The organism is Sphingobacterium cellulitidis (genome assembly GCF_043187465.1).
Classification (GTDB): domain Bacteria; phylum Bacteroidota; class Bacteroidia; order Sphingobacteriales; family Sphingobacteriaceae; genus Sphingobacterium; species Sphingobacterium cellulitidis.
Map to the genome: position 1 here is coordinate 2,779,130 of NZ_CP171136.1, position 23,986 is coordinate 2,803,115.

The following is a 23,986-nucleotide window of genomic DNA, read 5'->3' on the forward strand; positions in this document are numbered from 1 at the left end:
ACAAAAAAAGAGTTTTCCAAAAAAAAGAGGTTCCCAGGAACCTCTTAATTATTTTATAGAAATCAGGATACTAAATGAATCAGTCCTCCATCTACTCATCTAGCTTCTTTTCGAATGCCTTTCGAGCACTTCCTCGAAAATAAACATCTCCACAATACACATATCCTAACTTTTCTAATATTCGAAGCATACCTGTATTATCATAATTCGTGTCCACTTTCAAACTTAAAAATCCTTGTTTTAAACTTTCTGCCTCAGCTTGCTCTAACATCCAGGTGGCCTGCCCCTTGACATAATCCTCTTGACTAACGGCAATCCGATGAACTACCGAAAAAGGACGATTCGTCAACCATTGTTCTGCAATCGCCTCGTACGCTGGCTCGCCATCAAAGATTAAAGCCAAATAACCCGTCAATAAACCAGATGGATGAATACTCACATAGCCATACCCACGCTCAATATCTTGTTTCACAACCTCTAAATTCGGATACCCATCCTGCCATTGACTACTCCCCTCTTCTTTTCGCTTATCTATCGCTTCCTGCATGATATCCCAAATTCTTACCGCCTCTTGTTTCTCTGCCTTACGGAATATAAATCCTGAAAATTGTTCTTCTAACATATCCAAAAATAATCTTTTTATCCAATTGAATCGGTCCTTACTCTTATATCATAACAAAAAAATTCCCCAAAGGGCTTTGGGGAATTTACAGAAACGGGTGTTGATAACCCTTATGAACCAATTTAATTAATGATGATCTTATTATTTGTTTTATTTATTTCGTTGATGTTTAAAAGTAAGGGGTTATAATTAGATTAGGCCCATCCTAATTTTAACTATAACCCTTCACCAAGGTTGAGTTTAGGTTTTATTTTTAAAGCAGTACCAATGCCCTATTCCAAATCTAATAAGAATCATTTGCCAATCCATCCTGTACCATCCTGTAAAAAATCAAAAAAATATAAAAGGGGTTGACTAATTAGTCAACCCCTCGGCAAATAGAAATGAAAAATATTAAGCAATCTTGACCTTAGGGTCAAGCGTCTTATACTGCTCAGCGCGTAAAAAAGCTACACGAAAACCATAACTCAATAAAGTATTCTGAATCTCATTCTCCAATCGACCAGGGGAATGTACATTGATTAAATATTGCTTATCATCCATATCAATCGAGATTGGACCCAATTGAGGAAAGGCATGACCTAATTTCTCAAATATTTGTTGCCGCTGTAATAATACTTTTAAAGGGGCTCTAAAGGATAATATGTAGTTCTCCATGTTAAGGTTAATTGTAATTGAAAAATATCTCTGTAATCTGCTCTTGATTACTATAACAAATTTAAAAATTCAATTTAATAAAACAAGCTGTTACTTGTTTTATTGGAATAGCAAAACAGCCTTTCCTAATCCCAAAAAACGCGATAATACTGCAATAAACACAAATATCATCCCTATTATAGATTTTTCCTATGGAGATTAGAAAATATTGATTGATCTTTTTTACTTATATTTGCTATAATAAAACAAGTAAACACTTGCCTAATGAAAAAAAATAATGCTGATAAAATCTTGAACCTAATCAAAATGCGTGGAGAAATTGATGCATCCTGCATTGCTGAAGAGTTAGGAATAACAAAAGAAGGCGCAAGACAACAGTTATTAAAACTTTCCGAAGAAGGATTAATCCAATCCGTATGTAAAAAATCTGGGGTCGGAAGACCATTTACCTATTATTCTTTAAGCCAATCTGGTCTCGAAAAATTCCCGGATAACCATTCGGAAATTACCGTCCAATTACTAAAATCCATTAAATCATTACTGGGTGAAAATGCCCTCGAATTACTGATCTCGGACCGGGAAAAAAATGCATACCTCAAATATGAAGAACATTTAAAAGCTGCAAAAACTTTACCTGAGAAACTTAAGAAACTTGTTCAAGTTAGATCCGATGAAGGTTATATGGCAGAAATGAAAAAAGATGGGCAGACCTATTATTTCATAGAAAACCACTGCCCCATCTGCGCCGCTGCAACTGAATGTCAACAATTTTGTCGGGCAGAATTGAAAAATTTTAGAGCACTATTAGGCAATGAATTAGAAGTAACCCGAATAAAACATATTCTGGCTAATGAAAACCGCTGTGTCTACAAAATTGAAAAAAAGAAATAGATTATTATTGATTTCTACTTCTACGGTTTAATTCCTCTACCAACCTCGATGACCGGAAGCTAAAGTCAGCCCCAAAACTATTGATCACCAAACCCTTAACCAAATTGTCCTTCGAGGAAATCGCAAATAAAATGCTCTCATCCCCCGGATCCGTCATCCCCTCAAACCTGTAAATCTCATCTATAACAAACTCCTCCGGAGACAACTCCATAGACCGACCAACACAAAATAAACATTCCCCATCCTCCTGAATCAAAAAATCCTCATTGTAGCCCATTCTTTGTAGATCATTCACAGCCTCACTCAACGTATCGTATGCCTTTCTTTTCCTTGGTTCCATAATATTTGATTTGATATTCCTTAATCGATTATTATTTGAAGAAAATTTAAGCATTTATTAATAAATAATAGACATATTAAAGTCAATTCAAAACAAAAGACCTCCCTACCTTATTATTAAATAATGGAAATTACGTTAATTATTTTTGGGTGCTTATTAATCATCTTTACAGCATTGCCCTTGATCCGCAAAGACCATTGGACTTTCCGGGTCTTTGAATACCCACGAATTCAAAAACTTGCCCTTTCTACCCTCTGGGTTATTCTCTACGCCATTCACGCTGACTTCGAAAATAAAACCCTGTTGATCCTGCTCGTTCTAATAATCGGTATTATTGCTTATCTGCTCAAACAAATCTTACCATTTACTCCATTAGGTAAGAAACAGGTTTACAAAGCCGAAAATATCGATGATAAAAACAACCTTAAAATCATGATATCCAATGTCTATGAAGATAATGACAATTATAAAGGTTGCTTAAGTGTTATTCATTTAAACGATCCTGACCTAGTCTTACTTCTGGAAACGAGCCATGAATGGGACCGCCAAACCCAATCCCTGGAAGTGGACTATAAATATCATGTTAAAGTGCCAATCGACAATACTTATGGGATGTTGCTGTATTCTAAATACAAAATCCTGAATCCTCAGGTTAAGTATTTAGTCGAGGATGAAATTCCAAGTATTCATTGTCAGCTAGAACTTCCTTCTGGTCAAAAGGTCCAGGTTTATGCGGTACACCCAACTCCTCCCGTGCCGAATGAAAATCCACGCTCTACTGAACGCGATAAAGAATTATTGATCGTTGCTGAAAAAGCTAAGGATTGTGAATTGCCTGTTGTGGTGATTGGTGACCTGAATGATGTCGCCTGGAGTTACACGACTGAATTGTTCTTAAAGATGAGTACACTTTTAGACCCGAGAAGAGGTCGTGGATTTTATAATACTTTCCATGCGAAACAACCTCTCCTACAATTCCCATTGGATCATGCCTTTATTTCTGCTGATTTTAAACTTCGAGATTTACGAAAATTAGACAACTATAATTCCGATCACTTTCCTATATTCGTGCATATTCAGTTTGAAGAACAAGCTGAAGATCAACAAGAAGACAATCAATTAGAAGCTGATCAACAAGACAAGAAAGAGGCCGCAGAAAAAAGAAACGCTGACACTTCTGAAAATCCTTAAATAATGAACGAACAGGATAATTACAAAGAAATAAACAAACAGCTCTGGAATCAAAAAACAAGCTCGCATGTAGATAGTGAGTTCTATAATAATGCAGCATTTCTAGCTGGAAAAAGCTCCTTGAACTCCCTCGAAATTGAACTCCTCGGCGATGTGACCTCGAAAAAGATCTTGCATTTACAATGTCATTTTGGTCAAGATACTTTATCCCTCGCTCGATTAGGTGCTCATGTGACGGGTATCGACCTCTCCGACAAAGCCATCGAGGTCGCAAAGGAAATGAATATGCAATTAAATCTCGATGCTGAATTTATTTGCGCAGATGTCTATGATACGCCTGAGGAATTGAATGAAAAATTCGATATCGTTTACACAAGTTATGGTACAATAGGCTGGTTACCTGATTTGAATCGTTGGGCACAAGTCATACAGAGATGCTTAAAACCTAATGGTAAACTTGTATTTGTCGAATTTCACCCCATTGTGTGGATGTTCGATTATGACTTCAGCAAATTTCAATATTCTTACTTTAATATTGAACCCATTATTGAAATACAAGAAGGAACCTATGCTGATCGAAATGCCAATATTTCAGCAAAAGAAATCTCTTGGAATCATCCTCTTGCTGAAGTGTTTCAAGGTTTATTAAATAATGGACTGAAAATCGAATCTTTTGAAGAATACAATTATTCCCCTTACAATTGCTTTAATAATACAGTGGAATTTGAACCTGGAAAATTTCAAATCAAAAGCCTTGAAGGAAAAATCCCAATGCTTTATTCAATTGTAGCTAGTAAATAATTTTGGAAAAAACATAAAACATCTCCCGGGCTATTTGAAGACTTCTCGCTGAATAAACTTGAGCCTGCAAGTCTGTCCCATCTGATACCTTTGGATCTTCATAAGTTATGGAAATCCGCTTTAATGCTCCAGTAATAAAAGGACATCCTTCATCCGCGTGAGAGCAGGTCATAATCGCCCCATAGGCTGAACTTGGATTATATAAATGATCATATTCCTTGGAAAAAAGTAGCATCGGAACTGAATTTCCAGAAGCCTTAAGCCAATATTTGGCATTTCCTCCCTCAGACAGACTTCCAATACTGAACCCTTGATCTTTCAACGTTTCTAAGATCTTCGGATAAACAGCAGTTACCTCCGTTCCCCCGGAATAACAATGTACGGAGGGAATTTTGAAATATAATGCCGCCGTTGATGCCCAAACCTGCGCTAAATGACTCCGACGCGAATTATGCGTGCAAATAAAAGTCAAATCTACCGATAAACCGACATTGACCCGAGATTGAATAAAGTCTATTAAGGATTGTAGAAGACCCTTGCGATCTTCTACAATATTTTCCCAATCCAAGTGATGGATTACTTGATTTAAAGCCTCATTAATAGAAGGTACCTCTTTCATTAGCAACAACCTGAATTTGGCGGGCAACAGGATGATTGACTTACCTTTAATTCCGCAAGATTTCTTTTTTGTTTCTCTACCGGTATCCCACAGGCATCCTCCGCCAAACATGCTGTTTTCTTATTCACTAAGAGAAAATCTTGTCCATTAAAGGCCAAATCATACTTCCCAATAGTATCTGCCTGATACTCCACTTCAACCTCAAAATCTCCAATCCCCAACTGCTCCTCCGACAATTCAATGATCTTTAATAACTTCGATGGTTTTAAACGATGATCCTCATCATCCGCATTCCACAACTGAAAATTTACAACCTGCTCATTACGGATAACTCCGCCGCAATCAATAAATTTCTTGTTTATCTCTCCTACTTCCGTAACATGAAAATGTGCTGGAACATAGCTACCGTCCTCTAATTGAAAATCTACCCGATCAACTTTCTTTAATGCTGATTTTACTTCTGATAATCTCATGATATAAAATTTATAATTAATACATTGTAATATTACGATGTTAAACTCCAAAAAAAAGCTATGAACAACAGCTTTTTACTTCAACATCCTGATTTAAAAAATTATTAAACTCTCGCTGAAAATTCTTCCAAACCTCTGAATTGATACAATAACAAACTGACTTGCCTTCAATTGAGCCTTGAATAATTCCCGAGGTCTTTAACTCTTTTAAGTGTTGGGATATAGTCGCCTGGGCTAATCCAAGCTCTTCTACTAAATCATTGCAAATACAGGCTTTCTTGTCAATAATATATTGTAAAATCGCCAACCGAGCAGGATGACCCAATACCTTGAATGCTAAGGCCAACTTGTTCTGGTCCTCTGTAAATATCTCTGTCTTTGTAATCCCCATTTCCTAAAATTATATATCGCAATATTACGATACATAATCTATTTTTCCAAAGACTCTAAAAACATTTTCTGTCAGATAATATTCATTTTTCTAAAAATAAGAATGGCCATGAATTCTCATGACCATTCTTTAATAGCCAAATACAAGTATCTAACTATTGTTACCTAATAAATATCTTATTTATTCCACCATAGCTTGGTAAACTGAACATCATCCCCTTGCTTGGATAATGCAGATTGATAATTAGCTTTATTGGTACTCTGTTCCTTTAAAGGGTAGACTAATCGACTTGGAATGGCAGACCCAATTTCAGGAACAAAAGTATAACTAACCTCTTTCCCTTCTACTTTTCCTCGCCATACCACATCTCCTTTCTTTATCAAAAACAATGGATAACCGGTTCTACGAATTTCAGTCCAAGCCTCTATACCTTGCCCATACTGCGCTAGATATTTTTGAGATAATACATTTTCCTGATTTGCTTTTGGTAATTTCTCCAAATAAGCATTAACTTCTGAACCTGAAACTCCCCATCGCTCCAAGGATGCTTTTACCCCTTTTTCATAACTTGACTGATCCCAACCTTTATATTCTGATATTAAAAACTCCACCTCAGCATATTCCTGAAGTACTTCTAATGCATTTGCCTTGTTGATAAGGTCTCCAGGCAGAGAAATACTATCCAGTGGGAATAAGTTCCCCGCCGCTAATGGCAATCCATAAGGCTGTCCTTTATATATATTTTTACTATTCGGCTTTGCATATTTACTTAATCTCGGATCGGCAATCTTAAATGGACCTCGCTCGCCTTTTAGTGTTTCAATTAGAACATGCGAGACTGCAAAATCTTTCCGGTTGGCAGTCACCGTAGCACGAAATAAAGGTGCCTCATAGGGCGAAGCGGTAGAGAATGTAAATCCCGCATTATCCGCATTGGAAGTAAATACCCCATTCTTTAAGGCATCTTCTATATGTTGGGTGGCAAATGCTCTATCTTTAGCCAAAATACGATTGGCCAATCTCAACCTTAATGAATTCGCAAACTTAAACCAACTCTCGTTCTTCCCCTGATAGATAATATCGGAAGCACCGAAGGTATTTGACGATTTATATTTTGACAAGGTATCCGCTGCCGATTTCAACTCATTCAAAATATCCTTATAGATTTTCTCCTGTGATGCATATTTCGGAGTTAAAATATCTGGATTCCTCTTCAATGCCTCAAAATCAGCATCCTTGTTGCCATAGGATTCATATGGAATATCCCCAAATACATCAGTCAAGGAGTGAAAAGCAAAGGATTTCAAAATCCGTGAAATTGCAATTTGAGTAGCATTTAATCCCGCTCCATTGGCTTGTGCCTGAACCTTTGTTTCCTCTTCTGCATTCAATAAAATAATCTCATTCAAATTATTCAATGCCTTATAAGTATTGGTCCAATACTCATCTGAATAGGACGCTGATATCAGGTACCGAGATTGATCGGTGTATATATTCTGACTAAAATATTGTGAAAACAATTGTGCTCCCCTAAAATGAATACTTTCACTTCGCAATGCATTCACCAATTGGCGCTCGGCCGAAAGAAATAAACTCGGCGTCGGAACGTTGGCAGGCCTGTTCGGATCAATATTGATTTCTGTTAAAGTCTCCTTGGAACATGAAATAAGACTCAAGGCCAAAAATGTCGTATATAGTATATGTGTTATTTTCATCTCGCTAGTATTAAAATTTAAGGTTAACATTAAAACCATAGGTCAATGGCGTAGGAATATTTCCACCCTCTATACCTTGAACGTTTCCACTACTATTCGCAAACTCTGGATCGATATATTTACTCTTGGTATAAATATTCCAAACATTACGTGCATAGGCTGATAATCGAACTCCTTTGACTACCTTAGGATTATTCAATGGGAAATTATATCCTACTGTTACTTCCCTAAGTTTTACAAAGGTCCCATCGAATATTGAAAATGTCGTTGGACCATTAGATTCATTACGGCCCCATTGCTGAGCACTAATTCGGGTATCATTTTCACGAATATTGCTCGTTGTATAGGTTCCATCGGCATTGAAAACAACATCTGCTTTTACGCCATCTAATACCAAACCATCCTCACGAACATTATTTTCTGCAGTTCTTTCTAAAATCCCTGAGTACATTCCTACATTATAGGTTTGGGAATAAAAACTTCCCCCAACTCGACCATCAATCAGAAAACCAAAACTTAAGTTCTTGTATCTAAAGCTGTTTTGAAAACCAAACAAATAATCTGGAAGAACCGACCCTAGGGGAACCAACTGGGATGTTCTTAAATATGTCCCGTCTTCTTTTACTACCCTCTGACCATCAGCATAGACAAAATCGTATCCTAATAATTGGCCATATGGTTGTCCTTCTCGGGCTACTAAATTGATTAATGATGAACTCAAGGTCAATGTATTCACAAGTTCATCCAACTTTAATACCTTATTTTTATTTCTTGACCAGTTTAAACTACTGTTCCACTCGAAGTTTTCATTACGTACCGGAGTACCATTCAGGATAATTTCAAGCCCTTTGTTCTCCACCTTTCCGGCATTCAGTACCTTGGCCTCATAGCCAAATGACGAGGATACTGGAATTGGTAAAATCTGGTTCCTTGAAGTATTATGATAGTAGGTTATATCCAATCCCAAACGGTTTCTGAAAAATTGCAAACTCAAACCTGTTTCCCATGAACTCGTGATCTCGGGTTTTAAATCCGCATTGTTCAAGGTAGATGGCAATTTATTGGATGGCTTGCCATCGAATGATTGCTCTACATCATAAACTTTATTTAACTGATAAGGATCAGTATCATTTCCTACCTGTGCCCAACCTAAGCGAACCTTTCCAAATGACAACCAGTCTTGAGCCGAGAATCCAGGCAATTGAGAAAACACAAAGCTTCCTGTAAAGGATGGATATATAAAGGAGTTTGCATGACTTGGTAAGGTCGATGACCAATCATTGCGGACAGTCGCATCCAAAAATAATAGATCATGATAGCCTAATGATGCACTGGCATATAAGGAAGCAATACGACGGTTATAGGTATAGTTTTCTATCTTAACCGTTGAAGCATTCTTCAGGTTATAATAATTAGGAACAATTAATCCGCCTTGTGTAATCGCATAATCAACTTTGCGATTTTGGTCTCTTAAGTTAGCCCCTGCATTGGCTACCAATGAAAGGTTGTTCCAATTCTTTTTTGCAGTCGCTAAAAACTCATAATTGTATTCATTCAACTTATTGCTGGTTTCCTCATATTGGGAAGCACTCCTTGAATAAACAGCAATGCGGTCCTGTGTTCCAAATTGATAGATATCTCCATGTACCTTGGCCCCAATTTGTAACCAATCTGAAACCTCATATTGAGCTCCTATATTACCGTAAAAGCGATCTCTTTTCTCTTCTAGATAACTCTCATAAGCCGACCAATATGGATTATCAATAAATCGAGTCGCCTCAGCTGCCGGCGTATTCTGCCATCCAGTCCTGTTCCAGGCTAATGGGGTTCCATCTGCACGTTTATATTGTTCTAATCGCTTATAATCCACCTGAACTGCGCCCCATTGATAGGCTTCCAAGATAATATTACGATTTGAAGCTCCTGTCCATGGCTTCCCAAGGGAGGTATTGTGAATGTAATTGATGCTGGAATTGATACTTAAACGACCTAATTTCGTTCCCCCTGAAAAGTTTAAGGTATTCCGACCTAAGGATGCATTAGGTACAGTACCCTTGACATTCTTATTGGTATATGAAAATCGATAATTCGTATTTCCGGAATTTCCTGAGATCGCCACATTATTCGTATTGGCTAATCCGGTATTAAAAAAATAATGTACATCATGCTCTGGATATAACCAAGGCGAAGGATTCAAATAATCCGCAGCATCTTCTGGATTTAAATTGTACCATTGCAAAACCGCTGTTCCATCTAATTTTGGACCCCAACTTTCATCCGCTGCATAGTCTACAATCTTATACTCCTTCCCTTCGATTTGGACCGTTTGAAATACGGGACTATATCCCTGCCCATATAGTTGCTGACGCTTGGGAAGCCTTACTATATTTTCAAACTCCAATCCACTGTTAACATCAATGCTAACCTGTTCGCCTTTGCCTGCACGTTTTGTAGTAATTAAAATAACCCCATTGGAAGCTCTTGATCCATATAATGCCGCTGCAGACGGTCCTTTTAAAACTGAAATATTCTCAATATCATCTGGATTCAAATCCTGAATCATATTTCCAACATCCTTTCCTGCTGACCCATTGATCGTCGAAGATGAGTTCAAATCTGAATTATCAATGGGTGTCCCATCTACAACATATAAGGGCTGATTATTTCCGGCAATGGAATTGATACCACGTAACAAGGTCCTGGTTGATCCACCCATATTTCCTCCGGCAGAAACAACCTGCAAGCCTGCTACTTTTCCTGATAAGGCTGCCATTGCATTCGTTGGCCGGGTTTGTAGTTCCGTAGATTTAACCTCCTGAACTGCATATCCCAATGCTTTCTTTTCTCTAGAAATACCCAACGCCGTTACCACAACTTCCTCTAACACATCTTCACTTGGACTTAATTGGATTTGTACAAAACCTGAACTCGAAACCGTTATGGTTTTCTCCTGAAAACCTAAAAACCTTACGGTCAGCTGTGGATTCGCCGTACTGGCATCCAAGCTGAATTCCCCTAATGAATTACTCTGGGTTTGTTTCTGAGTCGCTTTCTCCGTAATAGTCGCCCCCTCAATTGCTTGATTTTGGGCATCAATTACTTTCCCCTTTATAAGATGCTGAGCCTGAACTTGACCTATACTCAAGGCAATAAACAGCCCAACGAGATAAAAATATATCGTTCTATTCATGTAAATAATTTAAAATGGATTAATTAATAAATTGGAATTGAATTATTGGAGATAGTCTTCCTTAAATTACCTATCTCCTAGTTGCATTCGTGAAATGTGTTGTAGGACTCTTCTATACATTATTCTTGATTTCTGCTGCAAATATATAAAATCTACCTAATTAGTAGATTAATAAAATGAAAAAAGTATACTTTTTTAGTAGATATTAAGAATATAGTAGATTAATATGACCATAACTACCTGATTTCAGCTATTTATTCTCTCCTTTTTCTTCTTACTTTTGTTCTATTATTCTATTATCCTATGAGATTAACAGCCTTAATATTTTCAACGATTGCCCTATTTGCGCTGCTTCATTCCGAGGCTATCGCTCAGGAGGAACCTGCCGCTTATGTTGTCAATGATGAATACAATCTTTACCTAACCCAAAAAGATAGCACCGCTCTGGTCTTTGCAAACATGGCCTATATCAGAAAGGAACCCAGTACAAAAAGTGAATTAAAAGATTCTATTTCTATAGGTACGGAGGTTAAATTTTTAGATGACGACGGTTTGAATCCAATGTCCTTACGGGGGATGTACCTTCCTTGGCAAAGGGTTGAATATAAAAAGGACAACCAGTTAAAAACTGGGTATATCTGGCTAGGTTTATTGAGCTTAGGCCATACTTATGATAAATCTTCCAATAACCTCTTTATGTATGGCTTCGCATGGAAATCAAATGAAGTAAATGAAAACTATTACTGGGTAGAAACCAAAGTATTAGACAAAGACCGACAACTATTGGCAACAAATAGCTTTCCTTATTATCCAGGCGGACAATCTTACACCACTGCTGAACTGCAAAAAAACACCGGACTGGAGGATGCAAAAAGAATCTACAGCATCAAATTCCTCGGCGAAGCCTGTGGAATTGCTTCGGAATATCATGCATTAGCCTGGAATGATCAAGGTTTTATTCCTTTGCCAAAAACATCTTCTGTTTCAGATGCGGGTGTATTTTATTATTCTGAAGAACTAATTTATCCGAATCAACATAAAAAAGGTAAGGATATTATCATAAAAAGAATTGAAGAAGGTGAAGCGGATGAAGATCAATTGGATTCTAATGAAGAGATCCAATTTCAGGTAAAAATAAAAGAAGAAACATTCCAAAAAAATGGAAATACGTTTCAAAAAATAGCAGAAAGGTCGTTAAAATAGTATATAAACAAAATCGGCTTGCTTGAGTTTCCTCAGCAAGCCTTTTTAGTCACACTACTATTATCAAATAGTCTCTTAAATATTGTTGAAATTCAATAACTCCAAAATCTGTTGATACGTATATCTTAAATCTTCTTCTTGAATACAATACGGAGGCAAAATATACAACACATTCCCCATCGGCCTCAATAATATCCCCCTATCCATAAATTCCTCGAAAAGCTTTTCTTGCAACTTATTAAAATAGGATGTTTCACTCGATGACTCCCAATCAAAAGCTAGAATTGTTCCTGTCTGCCGGATATTCCGGGCATTTTTAGTTTTTCCTAATTCAAGCGCGAAATTAGCATGAAATTCTTCAATTTCTCTAATTTTTTTCAACGTTGATTCCTGCAATAACAAATCTAAACTCGCCAATGATGCAGCACATGCTATGGGACTCGCAGTAAACGAATGTCCGTGAAATAAGGCCAAACGCTTTTCATCCGAATAAAATGCCTGATAGAGTTCTTCTGTACATGTACTTATCCCCATCGGCATGGTCCCTCCAGTTAGGCCTTTGGAAAAACACATCACATCCGGCTGCTCTGTCAGTTGATCTGCAGCAAATAAAGTCCCTGTACGGCCAAAACCTACAAATACTTCATCCTGAATCATTAGGATTCCCTCAGAACGACAAAATTTCATCAATTCCGAAAGTGGCGCAGCATCATGCATCAGCATTCCGCCCGCACCTTGAACCAATGGCTCATAAATAAAACAAGCTATTTCTTCCGAATGCTTAGCAATGATTTTTTTTGTCTCCGCTAAATTCTCCGAAGTAGGAACATCAATAAATATTACATCAAATAACATTTCTGCAAATGGAGCAGTCCATGTCCCGCGTTCACTAACCGACATCGCCCCAAATGTATCCCCATGGTAACCATTCTTGAATGCAATAATCTTATTCTTCTTCAACCCTTGATTGAATGCATACTGAATACACATCTTTAAGGCCACTTCAACTGCAGTGGAACCATTGTCAGAATAAAAAACCTTCTTTTGATTGGAAGGCAATAGATTCAATAACCGCTCTGAGAGCTTAATCGCCGGTTCATGGGTGAAACCAGCAAATATGACCTGCTCTAATGTTGTGAGCTGCTCATAAACTTTCTCCGCAATATACGAATTTGAATGGCCATGTAAAGTAACCCACCAGGAACTTACCATATCCAGATAGCGATTTCCGGCCATATCATATAAATAAGCATCTTTCCCCCGAACAATAGGGATATGCTTACTAGTCTTCATCTGCGAATAGGGATGCCAATTAACCGCGATATCCCGATCTATCCATTCGTGCTGCACAGTCGCTCCTTCTTTAACATCATCGGCTTTAAGCCCAAATTCTTCAACATTTGCATATCCTCATCAACACCGGGATTCGGAGTCACCAATAAGGTTTGACGCTCTCCGGTAAATATCGAGTTCGCCCCAGCCATAAAACACCAGCCTTGCTCAACTTCCGTCATCTCAATCCGACCAGCACTTAACCGAACCATCGAAGATGGTAATACAATGCGTGCCGTGGCAATCATCCTGACCATATCCCAAACATCTACTTTCGGCAAATCAGCTAATGGTGTCCCTGCAACCCGCGCTAAGGCATTGATTGGAACAGACTCCGGATGCTTCTCCATATTCGCCAATGTTCGCAACATGCTAATCCGATCCGCATCCTTCTCCCCTAATCCAATAATCCCCCCTGAACAAACCGTAATCCCTGCCTTCCTAACATTATTGATCGTCGCTAAACGATTATCAAACTTGCGCGTCGAAATAATCTCATCGTAAAACTCCTCCGAGGTATCTAAATTATGATTGTATGCATATAGGCCTGCCTCCTGTAGTCGATTTGCCTGATCCTCAGTCAGCATCCCCAAAGTACAACAAACCTCTAACCCCATTTCATTGACCCCTTGTACCATTTCAATAATCCGATCAAAATCCCGATTGTCCCTAACTTCACGCCATGCCGCTGCCATACAAAATCTGGAAGAACCACTATCCTTCGCCTTTTGTGCATGCGCCAAGACCGTTTCTGTAGGTAATAAGGCCTGAACTTTAATATCTGTGTGATATCTGGCCGCCTGACCACAATAGGAACAATCCTCTGGACATCCGCCCGTCTTAACAGATAATAAGGTCGATATCTGAACCTCCTCAGGATTATGCCATTGACGATGAACCGTAGCTGCCTCATAAACCAATTCTAATAATGGCTTATTATATATGGCCAACAACTCTTCCTTTGTCCAATCATGTCTCAGTGCTTTACTATCTTTCATAATTTATTCTTCTATTTTTATTTTTTCTAATGCTTTATTTAACCCCTCTGAATCTATCGTCTCCAAACTCGGAATCTCTATAATTTTACTGCCTACTGGTTTATTTTTGATGATTATCCGCCTGCTCGACTCCTTGAAGTCCCCATTTAATACGATATACTCAACCGGAATACCTCGCTCCGCTAAACTGTGAAAGGAAAGTAAACTATGATTGATACTGCCTAAATAGTCTGAACAAACCAAGATGACCGGCAATTCCAAATACTCCAAAAGATCTATAATAAAATCTTGATCATTTATGGGAACAAACATTCCTCCTGCCCCCTCCACAATCAAATTCCCACTGGTCGCTGGTAACTTAAAATCACTAATCTTGATTTCCTGCCCATCTAACTCTGCTGAATAATGCGGTGATGCCGGATAGCTCAATTGAAATCGCTCTGGAAATATCTCAACATCAGATCCCAATAATTGACTAATCATCATACTATCACTGCTCGTTAAATCCCCAGACTGTATTGGTTTCCAATAGGAAGCATTCCACATCTTTACCAAAACCGCTGAAACAATGGTTTTTCCAACGGAGGTCCCAATGCCGGTAACAAAATATTTCTTACTCATCTTGAATCTTTAATATGCAAGCCTTTAATAAATCTATCTCTCTTTCTGTATTGAACGAATGAAGAATAACTCTTAACATTTGCTCCTCTTTAGACACCGTCGGTGCCTTTACAGGGTAGCTTATAATTCCTTGTTCTCTCAAAAAGTTATGGGCTTGACTTAATTTATGCTCTTCCTGAATATAAATAGGTATAATCGGACTTAACCATTGCCTCAGTTCTTTGTTCTCATCCTGATGAAATTTTCTTATTTTTCTTTGCAATTCTTTTCTCAAAAATTCATTTTCCTCTAGAAATTCATAAGCACTTCTAATGCCTAAGGCATGAAAATCTGGGAGTCCGGTACTGTAAATAAAACTCGGAGAATAATTGATGAGATACTGAATCAAGGTTTTTGAACCTAATACCGCCGCCCCTGACTGTCCCATAGCCTTCCCATAAGTAACAACAGTCGCAAATACTTGTTCCTGCAGACCATAATAATTCACCAATCCTAATCCAAAGGTGCCAATGGCATGGGCCTCATCGACAATTAATGCCGCAGAATACTTTGAACATAAACCCGCAATTTCCACTAAAGCCGCAAAATCCCCATTCATGGAATACAAACTCTCAATAGCAACCCAGACTCTTCCAGTGGATTTTTTCAAAAGTTCCTCCAAATGATTTAAATCATTATGACGAAATTTCCATCGCTTGGCATTGGACAAACGACTACCTTCAAAAACCGAACGATGTACTTTCTCGTCTAAAAGCAAGGTGTCCTCCTTCTTCGGCAAAACGGAAAACAAGGATAAATTAGCATTAAATCCAGACGGAAATATTAAGGCGGATTCTACTTGATGCACCTGAGCTAAATAAGCCTCAAGCTCCATCAATGCTACAGAATTCCCTGTAATTAATCTTGACCCTGTTGAGCCCTGAAGACTTTGAGGTGAATGCTGTAGGTTTGCCAATAATTTTCTCCTGAAATCTTGACTCCGCGCAAATCCTAAGTAATCATTCGAACAAAAATCAATTCCCTCTTTATTTATGGAAAGTGTTCTTAACAATCCCTTCTCTTCCCGATCATCAAGTTCTTGCTGAAGATCAGAAAACAAATCAGGCAACATCTTTTACCTCGTTAAAAACAGATTCAATCCAGTCCTCAAATAATTTATTCTCAATTTCTATGATCGCATCGGCGTATAAATTCCAGGATGGATGAAAGGATTGTAGCTGATGAATCATTTCCTCCAAATGCCCTTCCTCCTCCAAAATAATGGATTTCACCATCACCTTGGACCCTGCTTCCGTTAAGCATTCTTGATATATTGGATAGAGCTCATCCGCCCTAACTTCAATGGCATAAGTCACAAAAAGATAAGCCGCATATTTCAATGCTGCACCGCTCAATTTGAATTCTTTCATTAAAAAGCGACAAGTTTGTACATCCAATCTATGTAAGTATTGAATGGATGATTTCCCACCAATCAAACTATCCTCTGCATAATATTCAAACCCTGAATCAGTCAACTTCCCAATCTGCTTTTTCAAATAATACGCATGCCGATGTTCTTCAGCAGCATGTTTTAATTGAATCAAGTCGGTTTTTTGGGAATCCTCACAGGCAGATATTTTCCGAGCCCCCGCATTCTCCATAAAAGAAAGCGTATTTAACCATTTTGCATGTAGAACAGGTTCCTCGATTATTTTTGCTAAGACAGATTTCATATTTTTCAATTTCGACCAAAAGTACTACCTTGCCGGTAGGTACATAGGTGCCAGTTTTAAGAATATGAATAGTCCGGATAACATTCCATTTAAAAGTTTCATTCAAATCCAACGGGATACTAATACTCCCATCTACCTGCAAATCGCAAATCAATTTATTCAGGCCATATCCCAAGGTAAAATTAGCCCAGGGACTAAATTATTAGGAACTAGAGCACTAAGCGAGTTACTTAACGTACATAGAAATACCATTACAGCGGTTTATGATGAATTATTCGCTCAAGGTTGGGTCGAAATAAAACCGAATAAAGGTACTTTTATCGCCTCCCTACTCCCGCTTCAAAACCAAAAAGAGACCAAAACTTTTCACTATCCTAAACAAACCGGATACAGCTTTAAACAGTCCATTCTCCTGGACAGCCCCTTTGAACATACAAATTGTGAATTCATCCTGAACGACGGAACTCCTGATATTCGCCTTACCCAATTTGAAGATTTATCCCGCTTCTACAGCTCGAACATGAAAAGAAAAAGTAACCGCTCTAAAATGGGTTACTACAACCAAGAAGGTAGCGAATATTTCAAAGAGCAAATGCTGAATTACTTGCAAAGCTCCAGAGCTCTGAAAATCAAAAAAAATAACTTATTGATCAGCCGAAGTGTTGAAATGAGCTTATATATTATCGCAGAGATCCTACTGTCTGCTGAGGATACCGTAGTTGTCGCAGATTTAAGTTATTTCGCTGCGAATATGATCTTTCAAAAATCTGGAAGTAAGATTAAAACCATCCCTATTGAATCGGATGGCATTGATGTGGATGCCCTGGAAGACTTATGTAGGAAACAAAAAATACGCATGCTGTATATTACTCCACATCATCATTACCCCACAACTGTCAGCTTAAGTGCGCATAAAAGAATGCGAATCCTCCAATTAGCCACTCAATATGGATTTATTATTGTAGAGGATGACCATGATTATGATTTTCAATTTGACAAACAGCCGCTATTGCCAATGGCAACTTCTGATCAAGATGGAATGATTATATATGTGGGTTCTTTCGGTAAATCCTTAGCTCCCGGGTTCAGAACCAGTTTTATGGTCGCTCCAGAAAATTTAATGATAGAAATGAGAAAACATCTCGGAATTATCGATCGTCAAGGGGACATCTTAATGGAACAAGCCTTAGGCGAAATGATTGAAGAAGGAGCTATCCATCGTCATTTAAAGAAATCTAGAAAAGTATATAAGGAAAGAAGAGACTTAATGGCAGAATTACTTGAGCTGGAACTCGCAGAGGCAATAGATTTTCAAATTCCTACTGGCGGACTTGCATTTTGGATACAATGGAAAGAAACATTCAGTTTACTCAAACTCAGTCAAATTGCATCTCAAAACAACCTCTTTATTCCCAAAACTCTTTTATACCAACAAAAAAACGTCCAAGCAATGAGATTAGGCTTCGGAAATCTCAGTCCCGAAGAAATGACCAAGTCCGTAGCAATACTTAAAAAAAGCTACCAAAGGGCAAAATATTAACCCGCAAACAGATTAATATTCTCCGTATTTGCACAAGGGTCCTTATAATGGACATACATGCGCTTGTATTTTACCATCTCCCGAGAATCTGCTAGATAATTCATCTTGGTTTCTCTAAAAACCAATTGAGCAGCTTTCTTCTCCATTTTTGTAGCATAATCCAAGAATTCCCGAAACAACATCCGGCGCTCATGGGTGGAAAACCGACTCTGTTGACAAATTTTCAAAATTAGCTCTTCATCAAAATGTAGTGTAATCTTATTCCCAATAGGATTTAATAGGTAAAATATCGGTCTCGGTCCATTATTCGGAAATAAACCAAACCCTATGGTCGCATTATCTGTATTAAATACATAGGCATAAAAGTGGACGGTACCTATCAATGCGGAATCTACTAATATGTTTTTTGTAACCATAGCCTCACAATTTAAGTTAACAAATCTATTATCTTCATTGATAACCCAATGATTATCAATATTTAATTGGTTTCAATATACCGAATCTCTAAAAAGAGAATTGAAATTTCAGATTATTAATTTATTAAATTATCTGAAGTCATACCTCAGATAAAATCCTCCCAACAAATTACATACGTTAAGCCAATAATGCTTCACAGCTCGCAGTACATGAACGACATGCTTCTGCACATTCCCGACAATGCTCCATTCCATGTGTGGCATGTTTCTCGCACTCCTCAGCGCAGGAATTACAAATATCCATACAAATTTTTACAATTCCCATATACGCTGAACTCCTCATCAACAATAACTTATAAGTGGACTCACAAATCTCAGCACATTCCAAATCTGTCTGTATACATTTTCGTAACATTTCAAGATCAGATTCTCTTAAACAGGCTTGTGCACATTCTAAACAGGCAATTGAACACTTTTGACAGGCTTCAATACAGGCTTTAATTAATTGTTCTTGATCCATGTGATTTCCTTTCTTATTGTTAATGATGTTTTAATGGAAGTTAATTCAATCTTATTAACAACCGTTAAGTTAACACTTTTCAATAGGCAATCGTTCATTTTAATATGAATTATAAGGAAAACAAAGGCTTTGTATTAAATAAATTACAAGAAATTAGAATATCTTTCTAAAGAATATAAAAATTAAAAGAAAATTTAACCAATTTTCAGATTAAAAATACCTTAGATTAATTTTTGCCTAAATGAGACAACCCTAACAAATACCCCCAACCTTCCCCTATTTTTCCTTCCTAAAAATTTCAATTCAATTTCCTTTTGAATCCTCAAAATACACTGTAAATTTATTATACTTTATACCAGCTAATGATGAAAAATTACGCTGAAACTCAATTAACTCCTAATATTATGAATATGATCAATAATGTATTTAAAGGTCTTGCTTTTCTTTTTCTGACAAGTCTCCTGTCTATTCATTCCATAGCGCAGGAAATGCCTGAGAAAAACTTGGACGAATTGGTCCAAAAAACAATGACTGCTTTTAATGTCCCAGGCATATCCCTCGGCATTATTAAAGATGGAAAAGTAATTCATCAAAAAGGATATGGACTCAGGTCCATCAACAGCAAACAACCGGTAGATAATCAAACTGCATTCGCCATTGCCTCAAACAGCAAAGTTTTCACGGCTTTTGCCTTGGGAATGATGATGGATGAAGGCAAACTTACCTGGGATAGTAAAGTGACGGATTTTATCCCCGAGTTTAAAATGTATGATCCTTATGTAACCTCTGAATTTACCATTCGCGATCTGCTTACTCATCGCTCTGGCCTAGGTCTCGGTGCGGGTGACCTTATGTTCTGGCCAGATTCTGCAAACTTCAATACCGAAGAAGTCATCCATAACCTCAGATACCTTAAACCCGTTTCTAGCTTCAGAACTAAATTTGACTATGATAACCTGCTCTATATTGTTGCCGGTGAAGTGTTGAAAAGAGCATCAGGCCTTTCTTGGGAGGATTTTATTGAACAAAAAATCATGGCTCCATTAAATATGACCAATAGTGCGGCCTCCCTGAGTCGGATGAAATCCAAAGACAATGTTATTGATGCCCATGTTCCATTGGATGGTAAACTCATTACCATCGCTCGATTCCTCAGCGAAACCACCAATGCTGCCGGTGGTATCAACAGCAGTATTGAAGATATGAGCAAATGGGTGAATATGCTCTTGAATAAAGGGAAATATGGCAGCAACCTCGAGAAACAATTGATTTCTGAAAATAGATTGCGGGAAATTATGACCCTGCAAACCGTTATTCCTGGAACAGGACCTTATAATGCACATTTTAGAGGCTATGGCCTTGGATTATTCCTTAGTGATCAGAATGGTTATTTCGTTGCCGAACATACTGGCGGACTTGGAGGAATGGTTACTCAAGTCACCATGATCCCTGAATTGAAGTTGGGAATCATTGTGCTGACCAATCAACAAAGTGGAAATGCCTTTACTACCATTACCAATCAGATAAAAGACTTTTACTTTGACATCAAAAATACCGATCGCCTCAAAGAGTTAAAGGAACGAGAGCAAAAATTTGCTGGTGAAGCCGATGAAGTCACAGATAAGGTTTGGGCAAAAATCAAGTCTCAAAAACAAAAAATCGACTTCTCCCCTTACCTAGGTAAATATAAAGATCAATGGTTTGGTGAAATTGAAATCATGGAACGTAATGGACAGCTATACTTTAAGTCCGCTAGGTCGCCACAATTGCAAGGGAAAATGTATTATTACCAAGGCAATACCTTTGTAGCAGCCTGGAATGACCGCAGCATGACCGCCGATTCGTATGTCATGTTTAATCTCGATGAAACAGGAAAAGCAAATAGCATTAAAATGATGGCCGTTTCGCCAGCAACTGATTTCTCCTTTGATTTTCATGACTTGGATTTAAAAAGAAAATAACTAGCATTTTGGAGAGCAATAACCAGCTTGAAAGCATCAATTCCCTGTCAAGAATAAAAATATCTCATTAGAAATGAGCTTTTTCGCAGTTTAAAGCAATTAATCCAACAAAAACATTTGGAGTATATAGAGATTAATCCTACTTTTGTATCACAAAATCACGGTAGGTATAGCTCAGTTGGTTAGAGCACTAGATTGTGGTTCTAGGGGTCGTGGGTTCGAGCCCCATTACTTACCCGGTTAAAGGAGGTCCAAAAGACCTCCTTTTTTTGTAAATAGCCATTATGATCATCAGTTAAGAAGCACAAATAACATTATGAAAACTTTTTCAAAATCAACCAAAAATACTTGTGCTGTCTTCCAAGACCTATTGAATTATGCTGCATTATACATATTTTCCCTACTTATCTTAGTTTTTTACCTTCGAAATGAGGAAATAGAGTTTTTGAGATTTATTATCCTAATAATTTCCTTATTTTTTTTTGTTATACATGTCTTACCTGTACTTATTATTTATTTAAATTATGACCAGCATAATTCAGGTTTAATAGTAATATTAACAAAAGAAGGTTTTAAGGCAAATTCAGAATTCATTGGCAAGGAAAATATTAAAGAAATTACGATTATAGGTACTCATCAACATTTTCATAAGGGTCGAAGTTTTATTGGCTATGAAGAAGGATTTTTTTTCATGGAGATTATGCTTGTTGATAATAGAAAATATTTCTTAACCTCCCTATTGGGGCCAGAAATAGATAAGGACTTCATACATGAGTTTTCTGAAATTAATATTAAGAAGCAGATTAAAGCTTTTCCCAGAATATAAAAGTCTTTTCTGCTGATTGTCTAAAAAATATTATGACTTATAAATTTTTGATTTACCTAATTTTTAATTTTATTAAAATTAGTTTTTGAATAAATCTCATTTAAAGATTAAAAGAAAGATTGACTATTAATAGATCAAAAAGGCCTTTTCAAATTGCACAAAAACAAACGGCTTGTCTCGCGTGTGTTTCAATAAGTTATATTATAAGTTTGAATATAGAAACAGGTGTTGGGCTCAAATTTCTCAAATACACCCTCATGTAAATTTTCGTGTCCTATCAAAATGCACGAATTAAGTATTGCTCGTCTACTGCGAGTTGAGCAAAAGTCGTTGAAGAGAAATATTCAAGCATGATTCAATGATATACTCGAAGTATACGAAGACTGTTGGCGGTATTTTTGAAAACGGATTGTGCGGTTGGAATATCAAAAATAGTGACAACATCGAAGCCTGAGTGATCAGTAGGCGGGCCAAACTCTAAAAGTTGTTGTATTTTAACCAAGTATGCAATACCTAGTTAATAGACAAAGAAACTTTTATGAAACGAATCATTATAGAAGTAATAAGTATGACAAACTGCGAAGCAATATAAATAGATTGTGTAAGTACACAATTATTTATATCTTGGATTGGCGTATCTTATTCCCCTATAATGGTGAGTGGAATGCCTTATTTCCAATTACCATTTATCAATAAGACGACTCTAATTCAAATTGAATACTTTCGAATTATCAAAATTCTCAATACTTTCATTATAATTGTTTTCAGTAAATAAACTTATATCATAATTCAGTAAAGTGAAAAAATACTTAGCAAATTCATCTTTAGGACCTTTTCCTTCAGGAAAATTTACCATACGGTTTAAGGAAGCTGAAAAGAGATCTGCCATTTGAATATATTCATTACCAGTAGAATCTTCTGCGACAAAATTTAATAGGTACAACCCTTTAATTTTCTGACTCCGAAGCCTTTCTTTAACATTCGCTAATTTTAATTTATCTCTTCCATCCTCCTCTCTATCAATAGTTAACGTTAAATTACGTGGTAATTTTGCCCTATTCGAACTATCCTCTTGTAGGACTCCTTTATACAGTAAGTGAGAAGTTAAGTCTTCAATAGCTTTATCATTGTCTGAAATACCTTTTCTCTTCAAAACAATTCCTTTAAAACTAACTTCAGGGTTTAAACCAATAAACTTTTTAACAAAAAATTTAAAATTATCAAGGTTACTTTTATTTAAATCTTTGAAATGAAATTCATAATTTAAACCAATAGATTTGCGCCAATCTAGAAGTTCTTTTTGTTTATGTAGAATTGTCGGTCCAAAAGAAAACAACCAAATTGAACCGATTACTAAGTAGTCATTAGTCTTACCTGATTCATCCATATAAACATAAAAGCTATCTTGATGGGGTTTATCTTGAAGGTTATCTTCTTTAAACTCTTCTCTAAGCTTTCGTCTAAATTTTTTGACTTCAGGGTCTGCTTGAAACAATTTGTATTCATTTTGAATCTTAGCCCTAGCTCTTGATAAAGAGGTTTGTTTGGTCAGTTTAAATAATTTCTCTTTTGTAAGTTCGCCATCACCTAAAACTTCTTTCTCAAAATAGTTCCAATAATTCCACGATAACTCAGCGTCAGAGTTTCTTGCTTGTGGAAAATAACTTAAAATGAACGCAACTCTATCTTTAAGCCTTCCGAAATTACTTGACTTAATATTATCAGTTAACTGAATTATTTGTTCATGCTTTTTAAGTAACTTTTCTTCATTTGCATCAATTTTGTTGTCATTTTGGTTTGAAATTATAATACTCATAATAAGGTGTAATTGGTTTTTTATATAATATTACTAAAATTTTTAATTTTTATAAACTTTATCATTTTATTCTTTGTATTTAGGATGAATGTTAATTTTATAATTTTTATACATAAATTAGGACATGATTAACCTTAAATGTAATTTATTA

At 36.8% G+C, this 23,986-nt stretch carries 23 protein-coding genes and 1 tRNA gene; 8 read left to right on the forward strand and 16 right to left on the reverse strand.

Annotation, left to right across the window (positions count from 1 at the left end; all coding sequences use genetic code 11):
• Positions 1 to 91 precede the first annotated feature (91 nt).
• Both ACF3OC_RS12270 and ACF3OC_RS12275 read right to left on the reverse strand, forming a co-directional pair.
• Complete coding sequence (locus ACF3OC_RS12270; protein ID WP_094258795.1) at positions 92 to 622, reverse strand: GNAT family N-acetyltransferase; 531 nt, start codon at positions 620 to 622, stop codon at positions 92 to 94.
• Between the two features lie 393 nt (positions 623 to 1,015).
• Positions 1,016 to 1,279 (reverse strand): hypothetical protein, encoded by a 264-nt coding sequence (locus ACF3OC_RS12275; protein WP_094258796.1) that lies wholly within the window; start codon positions 1,277 to 1,279, stop codon positions 1,016 to 1,018.
• A 264-nt stretch (positions 1,280 to 1,543) separates the two neighbouring features.
• Between ACF3OC_RS12275 and ACF3OC_RS12280 the strand changes: the two genes are divergently transcribed.
• Positions 1,544 to 2,170 carry a metalloregulator ArsR/SmtB family transcription factor gene (locus ACF3OC_RS12280; protein WP_094258798.1) on the forward strand — a complete coding sequence of 209 codons (627 nt, stop codon included), beginning with the start codon at positions 1,544 to 1,546 and terminating at the stop codon, positions 2,168 to 2,170.
• A gap of 4 nt (positions 2,171 to 2,174) precedes the next feature.
• On the opposite strand, the gene ACF3OC_RS12285 is transcribed toward ACF3OC_RS12280, so the two are convergent.
• The gene (locus tag ACF3OC_RS12285) at positions 2,175 to 2,510 is read right to left on the reverse strand and encodes a phosphoribosylpyrophosphate synthetase (protein ID WP_094258825.1); all 336 of its coding nucleotides are present in this window, start codon (positions 2,508 to 2,510) and stop codon (positions 2,175 to 2,177) included.
• 123 nt (positions 2,511 to 2,633) lie between these two features.
• Between ACF3OC_RS12285 and ACF3OC_RS12290 the strand changes: the two genes are divergently transcribed.
• Together ACF3OC_RS12290 and ACF3OC_RS12295 are read left to right on the forward strand one after the other, a co-directional pair.
• On the forward strand, positions 2,634 to 3,701 hold the full coding sequence (locus tag ACF3OC_RS12290) for an endonuclease/exonuclease/phosphatase family protein (protein ID WP_094258799.1): 1,068 nt from the start codon (positions 2,634 to 2,636) through the stop codon (positions 3,699 to 3,701).
• A 3-nt stretch (positions 3,702 to 3,704) separates the two neighbouring features.
• On the forward strand, positions 3,705 to 4,502 hold the full coding sequence (locus tag ACF3OC_RS12295) for a bifunctional 2-polyprenyl-6-hydroxyphenol methylase/3-demethylubiquinol 3-O-methyltransferase UbiG (protein WP_094258800.1): 798 nt from the start codon (positions 3,705 to 3,707) through the stop codon (positions 4,500 to 4,502).
• Here the strand turns inward: ACF3OC_RS12295 and ACF3OC_RS12300 are convergent.
• From ACF3OC_RS12300 to ACF3OC_RS12320, 5 genes are all read right to left on the reverse strand, one after another.
• Positions 4,492 to 5,121, reverse strand: a complete 630-nt coding sequence (locus tag ACF3OC_RS12300) for a protein-tyrosine-phosphatase (protein ID WP_318271598.1) — start codon at positions 5,119 to 5,121, stop codon at positions 4,492 to 4,494. The two genes, ACF3OC_RS12295 and ACF3OC_RS12300, sit on opposite strands and share 11 nt — an antisense overlap.
• Complete coding sequence (locus tag ACF3OC_RS12305; RefSeq protein ID WP_094258801.1) at positions 5,121 to 5,594, reverse strand: DUF6428 family protein; 474 nt, start codon at positions 5,592 to 5,594, stop codon at positions 5,121 to 5,123. The genes ACF3OC_RS12300 and ACF3OC_RS12305 overlap by 1 nt, the downstream gene beginning before the upstream one ends.
• Before the next feature lie 58 nt (positions 5,595 to 5,652).
• Positions 5,653 to 5,985: a helix-turn-helix transcriptional regulator gene (locus tag ACF3OC_RS12310; RefSeq protein WP_094258802.1), complete on the reverse strand. Its 333-nt coding sequence runs from the start codon at positions 5,983 to 5,985 to the stop codon at positions 5,653 to 5,655.
• 176 nt (positions 5,986 to 6,161) lie between these two features.
• Entirely contained in the window at positions 6,162 to 7,700 is a 1,539-nt protein-coding gene (locus ACF3OC_RS12315) for a SusD/RagB family nutrient-binding outer membrane lipoprotein (RefSeq protein WP_094258827.1), read from the reverse strand.
• Positions 7,701 to 7,710: 10 nt separating this feature from the next.
• A complete protein-coding gene (locus ACF3OC_RS12320; protein ID WP_094258803.1) occupies positions 7,711 to 10,890 on the reverse strand; it encodes a SusC/RagA family TonB-linked outer membrane protein in 3,180 nt (1,059 codons plus the stop codon).
• Between the two features lie 303 nt (positions 10,891 to 11,193).
• Here ACF3OC_RS12320 and ACF3OC_RS12325 point away from each other — a divergent pair, with 303 nt between their 5' ends.
• Positions 11,194 to 12,093, forward strand: a complete 900-nt coding sequence (locus ACF3OC_RS12325) for an SH3 domain-containing protein (protein WP_094258804.1) — start codon at positions 11,194 to 11,196, stop codon at positions 12,091 to 12,093.
• A 75-nt stretch (positions 12,094 to 12,168) separates the two neighbouring features.
• Here the strand turns inward: ACF3OC_RS12325 and bioA are convergent, their stop codons facing one another.
• From bioA to ACF3OC_RS12350, 5 genes are read right to left on the reverse strand one after another with little or no spacing between them, the layout of a single operon-like run.
• Complete coding sequence (gene bioA, locus ACF3OC_RS12330; RefSeq protein WP_094258805.1) at positions 12,169 to 13,443, reverse strand: adenosylmethionine--8-amino-7-oxononanoate transaminase; 1,275 nt, start codon at positions 13,441 to 13,443, stop codon at positions 12,169 to 12,171.
• On the reverse strand, positions 13,425 to 14,423 hold the full coding sequence (bioB, locus tag ACF3OC_RS12335) for a biotin synthase BioB (protein WP_094258806.1): 999 nt from the start codon (positions 14,421 to 14,423) through the stop codon (positions 13,425 to 13,427). The genes bioA and bioB overlap by 19 nt, the downstream gene beginning before the upstream one ends.
• A 3-nt stretch (positions 14,424 to 14,426) precedes the next feature.
• On the reverse strand, positions 14,427 to 15,044 hold the full coding sequence (gene bioD / locus ACF3OC_RS12340; RefSeq protein WP_094258807.1) for a dethiobiotin synthase: 618 nt from the start codon (positions 15,042 to 15,044) through the stop codon (positions 14,427 to 14,429).
• The gene (locus ACF3OC_RS12345; protein ID WP_094258808.1) at positions 15,037 to 16,155 is read right to left on the reverse strand and encodes a pyridoxal phosphate-dependent aminotransferase family protein; all 1,119 of its coding nucleotides are present in this window, start codon (positions 16,153 to 16,155) and stop codon (positions 15,037 to 15,039) included. Before ACF3OC_RS12345 ends, bioD begins: the two co-directional genes overlap by 8 nt.
• Positions 16,145 to 16,756: a hypothetical protein gene (locus ACF3OC_RS12350; protein WP_094258809.1), complete on the reverse strand. Its 612-nt coding sequence runs from the start codon at positions 16,754 to 16,756 to the stop codon at positions 16,145 to 16,147. The genes ACF3OC_RS12345 and ACF3OC_RS12350 overlap by 11 nt, the downstream gene beginning before the upstream one ends.
• A 64-nt stretch (positions 16,757 to 16,820) precedes the next feature.
• Between ACF3OC_RS12350 and ACF3OC_RS12355 the strand changes: the two genes are divergently transcribed.
• The gene (locus tag ACF3OC_RS12355) at positions 16,821 to 18,296 is read left to right on the forward strand and encodes a PLP-dependent aminotransferase family protein (RefSeq protein ID WP_094258810.1); all 1,476 of its coding nucleotides are present in this window, start codon (positions 16,821 to 16,823) and stop codon (positions 18,294 to 18,296) included.
• On the opposite strand, the gene ACF3OC_RS12360 is transcribed toward ACF3OC_RS12355, so the two are convergent.
• Both ACF3OC_RS12360 and ACF3OC_RS12365 read right to left on the reverse strand, forming a co-directional pair.
• Positions 18,293 to 18,712 carry a hypothetical protein gene (locus ACF3OC_RS12360; protein ID WP_094258811.1) on the reverse strand — a complete coding sequence of 140 codons (420 nt, stop codon included), beginning with the start codon at positions 18,710 to 18,712 and terminating at the stop codon, positions 18,293 to 18,295. The genes ACF3OC_RS12355 and ACF3OC_RS12360 overlap by 4 nt on opposite strands.
• Before the next feature lie 178 nt (positions 18,713 to 18,890).
• On the reverse strand, positions 18,891 to 19,232 hold the full coding sequence (locus ACF3OC_RS12365) for a four-helix bundle copper-binding protein (protein WP_094258812.1): 342 nt from the start codon (positions 19,230 to 19,232) through the stop codon (positions 18,891 to 18,893).
• Between the two features lie 362 nt (positions 19,233 to 19,594).
• Here ACF3OC_RS12365 and ACF3OC_RS12370 point away from each other — a divergent pair, with 362 nt between their 5' ends.
• The 3 genes from ACF3OC_RS12370 to ACF3OC_RS12380 all read left to right on the forward strand — a co-directional run bounded on the left by ACF3OC_RS12370 (position 19,595) and on the right by ACF3OC_RS12380 (position 22,019).
• Positions 19,595 to 21,193 (forward strand): serine hydrolase, encoded by a 1,599-nt coding sequence (locus ACF3OC_RS12370; RefSeq protein ID WP_318271599.1) that lies wholly within the window; start codon positions 19,595 to 19,597, stop codon positions 21,191 to 21,193.
• A gap of 163 nt (positions 21,194 to 21,356) precedes the next feature.
• Positions 21,357 to 21,430, forward strand: a tRNA-His gene (locus tag ACF3OC_RS12375).
• Positions 21,431 to 21,509: 79 nt separating this feature from the next.
• Entirely contained in the window at positions 21,510 to 22,019 is a 510-nt protein-coding gene (locus ACF3OC_RS12380; RefSeq protein ID WP_094258813.1) for a hypothetical protein, read from the forward strand.
• A 703-nt stretch (positions 22,020 to 22,722) separates the two neighbouring features.
• Here ACF3OC_RS12380 and ACF3OC_RS12385 read toward each other — a convergent pair.
• Positions 22,723 to 23,835, reverse strand: a complete 1,113-nt coding sequence (locus tag ACF3OC_RS12385) for a DUF3800 domain-containing protein (protein ID WP_094258814.1) — start codon at positions 23,833 to 23,835, stop codon at positions 22,723 to 22,725.
• Between the last annotated feature and the right edge of the window lie 151 nt (positions 23,836 to 23,986).